Raw genomic sequence first — 13,456 nt, 5'->3', positions numbered from 1 at the left:
CAGTAAACTGAACTACGCGAATTTAACATTTTTTAAAACCAAAAAGATCCCTAAACCTTCAAATTAAATTATTTTTTTTCTCCTTCAGTAATCAAACCCTGATTCCAGATTTTGATTTTATCTGTGTCTTTTAGACCGCTTTTAACTTGAACGTAGATTCCGTCACTTACTCCTAAAACTAAATCTCTTCTTTGAAATTTCTGCGGAGCAGTTTCAATCTCAACATAAGGCTTTTGTGTTTTTTTGTCAAATTGAACCAAAGATTCTTTAATTGCCAGAACTTTATCTGCTTTTTCTAAAATAATTGAAGCGTTTGCACTCAAACCAGCTCTAATAAAAGTATCATCTCTATTGATCATTTGCCCTTTAATTTCAAACTGGATAGCTCCATTTTCTGTAACTCCTTTTGGAGCAATATAATTTAAAACAGCTTCAAACTTTTTATTTTCGATTGCACCAATTGTAATTTCAATTGGCATTTTTTCTTTAATTTTTCCTACTTCAGATTCGTCAATTTTTCCAATAAAAATCATTCTTCCAACATCGGCAACACTTGCAATCGTAGTTCCTTCGTTAAAATTATTACTTTCAATAACCTGATTTCCAACTTTTACTGGAACGTCTAACACCATTCCGTTTACCGTAGAACGAATTAATGTATTGGCATAACTTCCTAATGAAGAAGTTGTTCCTGTTTTAACAATATCCAAACTTTGTTTTGCCGCCAAATAAGTTTGTTTCGCCTGATTGTAAGCTACTTGTGCAGCATCAAAATCATTTGCTGAAATTACATCTTTTTCGAATAATGTTTTTTGTCTTTTATAAAGTCTTTCCTGATTATCCAAAGCAATTTTAGCTGTTTGAACCTGATTTTGCGTACTACTCACATTCGAAACATTGGCTACAACTCTAATTTTAGCAATCATATCGCCAGCTTTGATTTTTTCACCGGCTTTAATGTACACTTCTTCAATAATACCTGAAATATTTGGTTTAATTAAGACCTCTTCATCAGGTTGAATATTTCCTGTCGCAATAGTATTTTTTACTATAGTTTTAATCTCTGCTTTTTCCGTTTTAAATACAATCGGCGATTCTTGATTCTTAGCATACAAATAATAAAGTGCGCCAAAGAAAACAATTGCAATGAATATTAAAATGGTTACGGTTACTCCTTTTTTCATTTGTTCTTGGTTTAATCGATTTATTTTGATTGATAATTTTATTCTGTTCTTAATGCATCTACTGGCTTAACACTAATAGCGGTTTGCGCCGGAATAAATCCTGCCAATAATCCCGATCCTACTAATATTAACAATGCTACAAATACTACTCCCAAATCTACACTAGGGTTGGCAAACATTGTATTTCCGCCAGGCGGCATCGAATCTAATGCCATATTTAAAAGTGCTATAATTCCTGTCGCAACGGCAATTCCAAGCATTCCTGAAATGATCGTTAAAAATATAGATTCTGATAATATCTGACCTCTAATTGCTCCAGGTGTTGCTCCTAAAGCTCTTCTAATACCTATTTCTTTTGTACGTTCTTTAACTACAATCAGCATGATATTAGAAATTCCAATTACTCCAGATATCAAAACTAAAGTTCCTACGAAGTACGCGATCACTTTTAAAATATTAAAAAGACTTTGCACTTTATTAAACTGCTCGTACAAATCGAAATTTCCAACTGCACGATCATCTGTAGGATTAACTGAATGTAGAGCCTTAATTAATTCTAATATTTTTGGTTTCAGATCTGTAATCGAAGATTCGTCTTTTGCTGTCAGTGCCATCCATCCTACTTTATCTCCATAATTAAAAGCCTGTTGAAATGTAGTAAACGGAATAAAAATATTCTTTTGTTCTTGTTCTGCATTTCCTCCTTGCTGTTTAGAAGAGTAAACTCCAACAACCATGAAATTTATACCATTGATTTTGATGTAAGTTCCAACGCATTCTTCTTCTTTGCCGTACAATTCGCTAATAACCCCTTTTCCAATTACAGCTACTTTACGTCGCTCATTAATATCTTGCTGATTTACAAAACGACCTTTAATGATATCCATTGGCTGCTGCTTAATCAATTCAGGATAATCCCCATAAATTGTAAACGCAGAAGTTTTAGTCCCTCTTACCACATTATTGGTTCCATTAAAGTCGCCAAGCTGATTTCTTGGCGAAACGTATAACAAATCTGGTATAGCTTGTTTCAATGCGGCAACATCACTATTTCTAAAATCATAACGGCGTGTTTTTGGCAAACCTTTATACGCTTTAGAAGTGGTTTGACTCCACATAAACATTGTATTGGTTGCTATTCCATCAAATCCTTTTTTAACTCCATTTTCTAAACCGTTACCAGCCGCTAGCAATATTACCAAAATAAATATACCCCAAAACACTCCAAAAGCAGTTAGAACCGTTCTGAAAACATTGGCAGTTAATGCCTGTAAAATTTCGTCCCAATTATCTTTACTAAACATAATTATTCGTCTCTAAGTGCTACAATAGGTTTAATTTTGGCTGCTCGGTAAGCCGGAAAAAAACCAGCCATTGCACCTGCAAATACAAGTAAAATCAAGGTAGTCAATGCTACACCAAAATCTACTTCTGGATTTCTAAAGAATTCACTTTGAACCATTGGCCCAACAAATTCCAATAAAAGCAAACTTCCTAACAAACCAATAAAACCAGCAATGGTGGTAATAAATATTGATTCATGAAGAATCATTGAGATAATTGAAAATGGAGATGCTCCAAGTGCTTTTCTAATTCCAATTTCTTTTGTTCTTTCCTTTACAATGATAAGCATGATATTACTTACCCCAACTACACCTGCGATGATTGTACAAATACCAACCCACCAAAAGAAAAGTCTGATATATAAATTAAGATCATAAAATTGTTTGGCATCTTTTACCGAATTATAAACACCAACACCGCTGTCATCTTCTGGAGCAACCATGTTTTTACTTTTCAGTAAATCTTTTAAATCTTGTGTGAATTTTTCAGACTGTGCTAACGCTTCATCATAGTTACTTGTCTTTTTAAGTGTAAAAAACAAATTGCTGATTTTATCACCTCCTCCAAACGTTTTTTGAACGGTAGTCAATGGTAAATATGCACGAGTTTCTTCTCTTTCTCCTCCTGGATCAGTAAAAACTCCAATTACTTTAAAACTAATATTATTAATTAAGATCTCTTCTCCAATTGCTTCTCTATCTTTAAGCAAATCGGTTTTCAATTTCAGTCCAATAACGGCTACTTTTGCATTGCTTTCCAAGTCTTTAGCATTTACATATCGACCTTGAATAATGGTTAAATTTTCTATTCCGCCATAATCTGGATCAACACCTCTAAACTGATAATTCCCAGATTCTTTTCCATAAGCAAAAGATTGTCCCCAATAATTGTTTGTTGAGGCTCTCAAATCTAATTTGTCTTCAAATTTTTGAACAGATTGATTGTAATCACTATTACGAAATTGTACTTGTCTTCCTGGATTTAATCCTTTGTATTCTTTAGTTGTCGTACCTGACCAAACTTCTATAATTCCTGCAGCATCACGTTCGAATTGTTTTTCAATTCCGTTCTGAAGCCCTTTTCCTGCACCAAGCAGAATCACCAAAATAAAAATTCCCGAAGCCACGGAAACCCCCGTTAAGAATGTTCTTAATCGGTTTTTAGAAATGGCTTCAAATATTTCCTGCCAGCGTTCAATATTAAACATAAGACGAAGCTCTAACTTGTTCTACTTTTTTATCATCGATAATTAATCCATCTTTCAGGACTACGTTTCTTTTGCACATTGCAGCAATATCAGGCTCATGGGTAACGATCAAAATTGTTTTCCCTTCGTCGTTAATTCCTTGAATAAGCTCCATTACTTCATAAGAAGTTTTAGTATCAAGAGCTCCTGTAGGCTCATCGGCTAGTAAAACTTTCGGATTTGAGGCAAGGGCTCTAGCAATCGCCACACGTTGTTTCTGACCGCCCGAAAGTTCATTAGGCAAGTGATGAGAGTGAGATCCTAAGCCAACTTTTTCCAAATATTTCATTGCGATTTCGTAACGTTCTTTTCTTTTAATACCTTGGTAATAAAGTGGCATTGCAACATTGTCTAATGCTGTTTTATAGTTTATTAGGTTAAAAGACTGAAAAACGAAACCTAAAAATTTATTACGATATTTTGAAGCTATCGTTTCGTTTAATTTTTTGATTGGGGTTTTATCTAAAATGTAACTTCCAGAATCAGCTTCGTCCAAAATTCCTAAAATATTAAGAAGTGTAGATTTTCCAGAACCAGATGATCCCATGATCGCAACTAATTCTCCTTCTTCAATATTAAAATTAATCCCTTTCAATACGTGTAATTCCGAACTTCCCATTTTATAGGATTTGTGTAAATCTTTAATTTCGATCATGGTATTGTTAAATTTTTAGACAATAATAACATTTTTATTAAGTAAATTATGATAATAAAAAGTTAATAATTTTGTTACCTATTTAGTATTAGACTTACATTAATTATAATTGTTACACTTTTTTAAGAAAATATGATTGTTTTCGTAATTTTACCTTGTCTTAAAAATTCATACTAAATGAAGCTTACTTCTGTTATTTCAATGTTTTCGGTGCTTGCCGTATTAACAAGCTGTTCTTCAACTCAAAAATTAGAAACATTAAAACCTGAACCTGACGATGCTAGTCCGTTAGTTTACGACAGTAATCCTTCCTTTATTAACCTTCCGATAACGATAAAATTAAGCGATATTGAAAATCAGACAAATTCGCTTCTAAACGGATTAATTTATGAGGATAGCAATATCGAAGATGATGATATTGAGATGAAAATCTGGAAACAAGCTCCAATTAAAATTCAAAACGATCCTTCCAATCCAGATAAAAGAATAAAAACTATTCTACCGCTTAAAGCGAATATCAAATATCGAATTGGAACAAAAAAATTAGGTGTAGAATTATATGACGTTAGAGAATTTAACTTAAACGGAATTATAACATTATCTAGCGAAGCAGTTCTTAGCAATTGGAAATTAACCACTAAAACCGAATTCAAATCTCTCGATTGGAGCGAAAGCCCAACAATGACGGTATTTGGCAAAAACATGCCAATTACCTATTTAATAAATCCAGCGATTTCTATTTTTAAAAGTAAACTGGAAAAGAAAATTGACGAGGCAATTGAAAAATCAATGGATTTTAAACCAAATGTTCTTCAAGCAGTTGAAAAAATCTGCACACCTTTTCAAATGAGTGATACTTATGAAAGCTGGTTGAGAATTGTTCCTATTGAAATTTATTCAACAAACGCCAAACTTAAAAACGATTCATTTCTGCTAGATATGGGAATGAAATGCAACATGGAAACTATTGTTGGAAAACAACCTGAATCAAAATATAGCGCCAGCAAAACTGTCTTGAAACCTGTTGCTAAAATTCCAAATCAGATTTCTGCCAATATTGCAGCAATTTCCAGCTACGTAGATGCTTCAAAGATTATGACCAAGAATTTTGCCGGTCAGGAATTTGGTTCAGGAAGTAAAAAAGTCACGGTAAAAAATGTTTCAATCTGGCATAAAGACGGAAAAATGGTTATTGCATTAGACGTTTTAGGATCTATAAACGGAACACTTTATTTAAATGGTTTTCCGCAGTACAATCCGCAAACAAAAGAGATTTATTTCGACAAGCTGGATTATGTTCTAGATACCAAAAGTAAATTAATGAGAACTGCAAACTGGCTTGCACAAGGATATATTTTGAGAAAAATGGAAGAAAGCTGCCGTTATTCAATCCAGCCAAATTTGGAAGAAGGAAAGAAAAACATGGCAGGTTATTTAAAGAATTATTCTCCAATGCCAGGTGTATTTGTAAATGGAAAAATGGAGGATATACAGTTTGATAAAATACAGCTAACCAATCAAGCAATTATAGCTTTTATCAAAATAAACGGAACGGTAAATGTCTCTGTAAACGGACTTAAATAAAAAAGAAAAGCAGTGTAATTACACTGCTTTTTTCTTTTTAGAATACATACTGTAAATCAGATATCCTATAATTGCGACAAGTAAATACGGAATTACCATTAAATAAACAATTCCATCATTTACTGCTTCAGCTTTTTTAATATTAGAATCTCCTGATAGTGCTGCACGACACATCGCACATTGAGCATTCGAGGAAATTCCAATTAAAAAAACACAAATTCCAAGGGCAAACCTTTGGAGTTTAGAATTTGACTTTTGGATTTTATTTCTAGTGCGCATAATAAGGAGAAATCATTAAAAATACTACAACTCCAGTTACAGCGACATACAGCCAAATTGGAAAAGTGATTTTCGCAATTTTTCTGTGTCTGTCAAATCGTTTTGCAAGTGCTCTTACATAAGTAATTAAAACCAACGGAATAATTATTATAGAAAGCAAAATATGAGTTATCAGAATAACAAAGTAAACTAATCGCAATGAACCAACTTTAGCGCTTTCTACTGCATCCAAAATGCCATCGTGGTTAGAATCTCCAAATTTTGTAGAATCAGAAGTCATATGATAAGCTACATACATTACCAAGAATGCCAGAGATAAAGCAATTGCAAAAGTCATTAATCGTTCGTGCAATTTTTGTTTTCCATTTTTTATTGCTAAAACTGCCCAAACTAGCACAACAGCGGTAATACCATTTGTAGTTGCGTAAATTGGTGGCAAAAAAGACAAAGGTTCTACATTAAAACCAAAATCTTTTAATTTAACTCCAAATAAAATTGCCACTACAACCGGAATTACAATTGAAACCGCAATAATCAATTTATTATATTTTTTCTCTAAAGTATTATCTTCCATTTTTATTCTGCTAATAAAATTTTAATGTCTTCTTGAATATCACGAACTCCTTTTTTGTCTAAACCATCATAATAGATACTCGGATTTCCGTATTCATCTTTTCTGCATCGAATGTTTCCATCTTTATCAATTAAAGCAAACAATCCCGAGTGTTCGAAACCTCCGCTTACTTTATCATTTTCGCCAGCATAAAGATTAAAACCTTTGTTTGATAAATCCATAATTACGTCTTTCTCCCCTGTTAAGAAATTCCAGTTAGAAGATTTTACACCAAGTAATTTTGCATGATCTTTTAAAACCTGTGGAGTATCGTGTTTTGGATCAATTGTAATTGACACAATTCCGAAGTTAGGATTTCCAAAAAATGTCTTTTCAATTTCCAGCATACTCATATTCATCTTTGGACAAATAGATGGGCAAGTTGTAAAGAAGAATTCCAAAACATATACTTTCCCTTTGTACGTTTCATTTGAAACCTTTGCATTATCTTGATTCGTTAATTCGAATTTTGGCGCAGGCCCAATAGTCAAAAGTTTTACATCTTTAGAAGATTTCGATTCAACATTATCCAAACGGTTTCCTTTGACAACGTCACCGTTTTTAACTCGATCAACAATTTTAGGAATAGCATAAATCCCGAAAATCAGAATAACAAAAGAGATTCCTATATATGATTTGTTTTTAAACATTATAAATGATTTTAAAGTTGCTTTGTAGCGTTATGATTCTTCTTTAAAGCTGCGCGGTATTCGTATAAGATAATTTTAAAATCATCCAGCATTTCGTTACTTAACTCTGACGGATGAAAAGTATCATATCCTTCTTTATACTCTTCTTTATCTTTTCTTCCTCTTAGGTTTCTTTCTTTATCAATAATATAAACATTCGAAGTCCCAAGATTTTGATTTAATTTTTCTTTTAAATGCAATCCGTCATAAAATTCCTGAATCTCTTCATTTGAAGCAAATACAAAATTCCAGTTTTTAACATCTGTAAAAGGAGATAAAGCATCAACAATTTTTTGAGCATCTTTTTCTGTTCCGATCGGGCATAAAACTACAAACTGAAGATCTTCAAAACCATTATAACGTTTGTAGATCTTTTCATTTAAATTAAAATAATTCCCTCTGTTTTCTAAAATATTTGAACCCGAAAAACCTAATACAGTAATCTTTTTATCAAGGGAGATTTTTTTTCCGTTTAATGAATTCCAATTTCCAAAATCAGCAACTTTAGGTGTTATTACAGGAAGTGTTGTAAAACTATTTACACCAGAAGCGAAAAATAAATACGCTACAATTGGCAATACAAAAAGTACAAAGAGAACAATATTTTTTTTCATTGTATTAACGGAGAATTATTGAGGTACAAAAATAAAAAAAGCTCCGTAAATCGGAGCTTCTTTTCGAATTAATATCATGTTAAAAATTCCATTTAATAGTAGAATCTTTAAAAACCCCATAAATATAATGTCCTTCTGTTAACAGAATAAACAATAAATATAAAACTAGGAAGATAACAGGAGAAACAACAGACCATCTAAGGCTGCTTTTTTCACCTTCCATGTGCATAAATGCCCATACAATATAATATGCTTTGAAAATTGTTAAGATATAGAAAATCCAGTTTAATAGATTCAATCCAACAAAGTGATTAAATTCTAATACTCCAGGTTTGTAGATACCTAAGATAACTTCAACTGTAGTTACTACTGAAAGCAATCCGAAAACAAACCAGATTCTTTTTGTATTTGATACGTGCTCGTGTGACATAATAATTAAATTCTAAAAATTAAACTAGGTAGAAAACTGTAAATACAAATACCCAAACTAAATCTACAAAGTGCCAGTATAATCCAACTTTCTCTACCATTTCGTAGCTTCTTCTTTTCTCGTAAGTACCTAATAATACATTAAAGAAAATAATGATATTGATAATAACCCCAGAGAATACGTGGAATCCGTGGAAACCTGTAATGAAGAAGAAGAAATCAGCGAATAATTTATTACCATATTCGTTTCTAATCAAGTTAGCACCTTCTACAACATATTTAGCACTAGCTAAATGTTTTTCAGATTCTTCTCTTGATAAAACAGTCTTTTTCTTTTTATCTGTAAGTTTTTCTGTTCTAATTAAAATTTCAGGGTGAGCTTTAAATCCAGCCTGAACTTCAGCAACTGTATAAGAAGGAAGAGATTGAGCATCTTCCATAAACCAAGTTGAATGGCTTCTTGTTAAAGCTTCTCTTTGTTCTGGCAATTTAACAGCAAAATCAGCTAAAGCTACTCTTTTACCATCTTTGTCCACAAACTGAAGCAAACTACCTCCAACAGTTTCAACTGCTCCATATTCACCTTTAATGAAGTTTTTCCATTCCCAAGCTTGAGAACCAACGAAAATTAAACCTCCAATAATAGTTAAGAACATGTAGATTGCAACTTTTGTTTTTTTCAATTGGTGTCCTGCATCAACAGCTAATACCATTGTTACAGAAGAAAAGATCAAAATAAAAGTCATTAATGCTACATAATACATTGGAGCCGCAACACCATGCATAAATGGGAAGTGAGTGAACACTTCATCAGCCAAAGGCCAAGTTTCAATAAATTTAAATCTAGAAAAACCATAAGCTCCTAGAAATCCAGAGAATGTTAAGGCATCTGATACGATAAAAAACCACATCATCATTTTACCATAACTTGCTCCTAAAGGCTCATTGTGACCGCCTCCCCAAGTTTTTTCGTCGTTGTTTGCAGTAGTAACTGTCGCTCCCATAAAAGATATTCGTTAAAAAGTTCCCAAATTTACGTTTTTTTCTTATTTAAAGAAATATAAAAATAAAAATAAATATACCCATAATAAATCCAAAAAGTGCCAATACATCGCACCTAGTTCTATACCAAGAGTTTGAGTCGAATTGTATTTTTGTTTAAAATGATTATAAATTATAATTAAAAGTGAAATTAATCCGCCAGCTAAGTGCAACAAGTGTGTAACCGTTACAACATAAAGAAAAGTTGTAGTAATTGAGCTACCTTCTCCTGTAAAATAGTATCCTTCTTCAACGATTTGTCCAAATCCTTTGAATTGCAATACTACAAATAAAACTCCTAGAGCTAAAGTTCCTAAAAGCAAACTTGTAACTGCGCTTCTGTTATCTTTTTGAGTAGCTTTTTTGGCTAAATAAAAAGTAACACTGCACGCAATAATTACCGCTGTGCTCCAATAAAATGCTGAAGGAAGTTCGAAATTCTTCAACCAGTCCGCTCTTGATTTACTTACTACAAATGCGCTTGTTAAACCTGCAAACATCATGGTCATACTTACCATTGCAAAAAGTAAAATCAGTTTTGCTGATTTTGACTTTCTTGCTTGTTCTTCATTTGTTTTTAATGTCATTTCCATAACTATCTTAAAAATTTATCTACTATAAATACAATTTGTAAAAGCGATATATAAGACACACTTACTAGCATTAATGTCCTTGCCGCTTTTGCAGTTCTTAACTGATACAGTTTAACTGCATAGAAAAGCATCCAAATTCCTAAAAGAAATACAAGAACAGCTGCAATTGGAGAAATAAACAATTGTCCTGTAAAACCTAACATAGGCAATAATGACGCTATTATTAGCCAAATTGTATACAATATTATCTGTAATGCCGTTCCATTATCTTTTTTACCAGTTGGAAGCATAAAAATTCCTGCTTTTTCGTAGTCTTCATACAAAAACCACCCAATAGACCAAAAATGAGGAAACTGCCAAAAGAATTGAATCAAGAATAAAGTACCTGCTTCAATACCAAATTCGCCAGTTGCAGCTACCCAGCCCAGCATAAACGGAATTGCTCCAGGAAAAGCTCCAACAAAAACAGACAACGAAGTTACTGTTTTTAATGGCGTATATACACTTGTATAAAGAAATATAGAAATTGCAGCAAACATTGCTGACTTAGCATTTATAGTATAAAGAAGTGCAATCCCTAAAATAGTTAACAAACTTGCTACTAGCAAAGCTAATCTTGGAGACATACGCCCTGATGGCACTGGACGATTTTTAGTGCGATCCATTAAAGAATCAATATCTTTCTCAATTACTTGATTAAAAGCATTTGAAGCCCCCACCATACAGTAACCGCCAACTGCCAAAACAGCTAAAACGCCCCATTTAAAAGGGTGTTCAGAATCTACTCCTAACAAATATCCCGCAATAGAAGAAAACAACACACTAATAGCCAGACCAGCTTTAGTAATCTCTTTAAAATCTAGAAATATTGATTTGATTGATAATGTATTTTTTGCAGTGTTCAATCTAGTGTATTTTGTGTATTTTTTTTGAGTGCTGCAAATGTACAAATTAGATTGTAGAATATAGACCTATAAAAATAGATTTTTTTTAATAAACCCTGCATAAAATAAGAACTTGTAAATCTTTAACACTATTGTTTTGAAAAATCTTATTAAAAACTAGTAGTCAAAATACCAGTTGAAAATATCTGAACGTAAACCTATGCTAAACCAAGTCGTATTTTGCTTAAAAGTCGTAGCTGTTTCCTGAGTAGGATCAAAATTTCTATAAATTAGACTTCCGAATAATTTTAAATTGGTCATTGGGTTAATTAAATAACCTCCTTGGATATCTGCAATAAAAACACTTGTTTTATTCCCCTGCCCTATTTTTACACCTGTATCATAAGGTCTATTTTCGTCATAACTTTTATAAATATTGCCTCCATAATTATAGGAGTCTTCAGCAGTATCAAAATCTAAACCTCTGGTTCCAACTGTAAATTTAGCATCTGCTAGCCAACGCCCTTTATGGTAACGGGCAATTGCAACAAGCTCTCTAAAATTACCTCCCCATTGATGCCCTACACTCTGGTTATTATGCCCATAATTTGTAATAACAGAACTATGAGAATATACGTAAGGACGCACACTATTCCATTCAACTTGCAATAACAAATCTTTTACGTTGAATGCATTGAAATATTTTGCACCTAACTGAAATCCAAATTTATTTTTCCAGCTTTGATTTCCTGCTCCAACATCAGACACAGAAAATTCATCAATCAAAAATTGAGAGTACAGATTTACACTGTTATTCCATTTATATTTACCTGTTAATCCTAAAAGTGCATTTCCGCTTTTAGATGAAGATCCAAATTCTACGGCACGATAAAAAATAATTGGATTTATAAAGTTCGCATCGAAGCCTCTATTATTAGTATCTGCCCAAACCACAGATTCAAAGAATCCTAAATTCAATCTATTAGAGACATTCCAGCTCAAATAGTGGTTTGCCATAAATTTTGTAGCATATGTTTTTTCAGCAGTTACATCTGGACGAACATCTTTCATCCACATATAAGTGTTGGTATATTTAATTTTCCAAAAATTAGTATTAATCTTAAAGTATGGATAAGGACTCGCTCCATCACTTTCAAGCAAAGAACGATAACCATCTCCTATAAAATTTCTGCCATAACCCAATTGAAAGTCAAAAAACTTACTTGGAGCAAAAGTAATATTTGCCTCAGCTAAAGGAAAATCATAAGCATCAGTTTTAAATCGTTTTGCAATTCCAATCCCTGGTATTATTGCAGGATTTCCTCCTGATGGTTTAATTGATTCTGCATAATCATTAAAATAACCAGCAAATCTACCTTGGCTTTCAAAAAATGTAGTAGTAAAATTTATTTGTTTTCCTAAACCTCCTCTAAAATTTAATGCTCTTGTATTTACATATGTATAAGAAGCATCAAGATCTGAAGCTTTTCCTAATTGCAAATCAACAATCGAATTCAAAGCTAGCCAATAATCTTCTCCCTGAATCTGAACTAGGTTTTCGTTCCACCATTTTCTTCCCAGCCAAGTCGAAGTCTTTTTTTGCAATGACTCGTTAACTGCCTTTAGATTATAATATTTAGAAACCTCCGCATAAGTATACGGTTTAGATGCTGTATGATTATTACTTCCCACTTGATTCATCGCTGCATCAAACTGAGCATAATAACTATGTGAAAATGGAATATTTAAATGGCTTTCAAATTCTGGATTATTGTATTTTTTATACACTATACTATCCAGCTCAGTCATTGGTTTTTCAACTGGTTTTAAGATTTCAGCAGCTGCTAAAGCTTCTGCAGCAATCTGCTCTGAACTTTTTAGCGGAATATCAATAGAAATAGTATATTTAGAATATGTTGGCTTTCCATTATAAGTTGAGGGTTTTATCTTCGGAAATGCTCCAAACACACGTTTTGCTTCTTCAGACAATTCTTCATTTCCTGCAGAAACATAAATTACTTTAAATTCACCCTCAGCATTAACTTCAAAAAGTACTTTTACTTCTCCTTTATAATTGTTTTGTTTTAAATTTTCTGGAACTTGAAAATTGTTAAACACAAAATCCTGAACTTCTTTATAAAAACAATTTTCTAATTTTTTACCTTCCAAATTTTCGCAATTTGGAAAAACCGGAAACATTTCTGCCGTAAAACCAGGCTGAACGGAAGAACTCCCATTTTGCTGAGAAGAGACAATAAAGAATGAAAAAATTAAAACAAAGGACAAAAAAAACTTATTCAC

At 32.5% G+C, this 13,456-nt stretch carries 14 protein-coding genes; 1 reads left to right on the top strand and 13 read right to left on the bottom strand.

The window, feature by feature from the left end; all coding sequences use genetic code 11:
• Positions 1-68 precede the first annotated feature (68 nt).
• Genes OD917_RS15165 through OD917_RS15150 form a run of 4 tightly spaced genes read right to left on the bottom strand, consistent with a single transcriptional unit; the run spans position 69 to position 4,429 of the window.
• Positions 69-1,184: an efflux RND transporter periplasmic adaptor subunit gene (locus OD917_RS15165; protein WP_263524260.1), complete on the bottom strand. Its 1,116-nt coding sequence runs from the start codon at positions 1,182-1,184 to the stop codon at positions 69-71.
• A 38-nt stretch (positions 1,185-1,222) separates the two neighbouring features.
• On the bottom strand, positions 1,223-2,488 hold the full coding sequence (locus tag OD917_RS15160) for an ABC transporter permease (RefSeq protein ID WP_111283791.1): 1,266 nt from the start codon (positions 2,486-2,488) through the stop codon (positions 1,223-1,225).
• Between the two features lie 2 nt (positions 2,489-2,490).
• Positions 2,491-3,735 carry an ABC transporter permease gene (locus tag OD917_RS15155; RefSeq protein ID WP_263524259.1) on the bottom strand — a complete coding sequence of 415 codons (1,245 nt, stop codon included), beginning with the start codon at positions 3,733-3,735 and terminating at the stop codon, positions 2,491-2,493.
• Positions 3,728-4,429 carry an ABC transporter ATP-binding protein gene (locus OD917_RS15150; protein WP_110347013.1) on the bottom strand — a complete coding sequence of 234 codons (702 nt, stop codon included), beginning with the start codon at positions 4,427-4,429 and terminating at the stop codon, positions 3,728-3,730. The genes OD917_RS15155 and OD917_RS15150 overlap by 8 nt, the downstream gene beginning before the upstream one ends.
• 177 nt (positions 4,430-4,606) lie before the next feature.
• Between OD917_RS15150 and OD917_RS15145 the strand changes: the two genes are divergently transcribed.
• The gene (locus OD917_RS15145) at positions 4,607-6,013 is read left to right on the top strand and encodes a DUF4403 family protein (protein WP_263524258.1); all 1,407 of its coding nucleotides are present in this window, start codon (positions 4,607-4,609) and stop codon (positions 6,011-6,013) included.
• An 18-nt stretch (positions 6,014-6,031) separates the two neighbouring features.
• On the opposite strand, the gene OD917_RS15140 is transcribed toward OD917_RS15145, so the two are convergent.
• From OD917_RS15140 to OD917_RS15100, 9 genes are all read right to left on the bottom strand, one after another.
• The gene (locus OD917_RS15140; RefSeq protein ID WP_263524257.1) at positions 6,032-6,292 is read right to left on the bottom strand and encodes a hypothetical protein; all 261 of its coding nucleotides are present in this window, start codon (positions 6,290-6,292) and stop codon (positions 6,032-6,034) included.
• Entirely contained in the window at positions 6,282-6,866 is a 585-nt protein-coding gene (locus OD917_RS15135) for a DUF420 domain-containing protein (RefSeq protein ID WP_263524256.1), read from the bottom strand. Before OD917_RS15135 ends, OD917_RS15140 begins: the two co-directional genes overlap by 11 nt.
• Before the next feature lie 2 nt (positions 6,867-6,868).
• Positions 6,869-7,555 carry an SCO family protein gene (locus OD917_RS15130; protein WP_263524255.1) on the bottom strand — a complete coding sequence of 229 codons (687 nt, stop codon included), beginning with the start codon at positions 7,553-7,555 and terminating at the stop codon, positions 6,869-6,871.
• An 11-nt stretch (positions 7,556-7,566) separates the two neighbouring features.
• Positions 7,567-8,208 (bottom strand): hypothetical protein, encoded by a 642-nt coding sequence (locus tag OD917_RS15125; protein ID WP_263524254.1) that lies wholly within the window; start codon positions 8,206-8,208, stop codon positions 7,567-7,569.
• Between the two features lie 79 nt (positions 8,209-8,287).
• Entirely contained in the window at positions 8,288-8,638 is a 351-nt protein-coding gene (locus OD917_RS15120) for a cytochrome C oxidase subunit IV family protein (protein WP_111364867.1), read from the bottom strand.
• Between the two features lie 19 nt (positions 8,639-8,657).
• Complete coding sequence (locus OD917_RS15115; RefSeq protein ID WP_263524253.1) at positions 8,658-9,641, bottom strand: cytochrome c oxidase subunit 3; 984 nt, start codon at positions 9,639-9,641, stop codon at positions 8,658-8,660.
• Positions 9,642-9,683: 42 nt separating this feature from the next.
• Entirely contained in the window at positions 9,684-10,271 is a 588-nt protein-coding gene (locus OD917_RS15110; protein WP_263524252.1) for a heme-copper oxidase subunit III, read from the bottom strand.
• A 2-nt stretch (positions 10,272-10,273) separates the two neighbouring features.
• Positions 10,274-11,176: a heme o synthase gene (gene cyoE, locus OD917_RS15105; RefSeq protein ID WP_263524251.1), complete on the bottom strand. Its 903-nt coding sequence runs from the start codon at positions 11,174-11,176 to the stop codon at positions 10,274-10,276.
• A gap of 156 nt (positions 11,177-11,332) precedes the next feature.
• Positions 11,333-13,456, bottom strand: a complete 2,124-nt coding sequence (locus OD917_RS15100; RefSeq protein WP_263524250.1) for an energy transducer TonB — start codon at positions 13,454-13,456, stop codon at positions 11,333-11,335.

This window comes from Flavobacterium sp. SH_e (assembly GCF_025717045.1).
Taxonomy (GTDB): Bacteria; Bacteroidota; Bacteroidia; order Flavobacteriales; family Flavobacteriaceae; genus Flavobacterium.
Note: the sequence above shows the minus strand (reverse complement) of the source record. Positions and strands in the feature narration are given on the sequence as shown.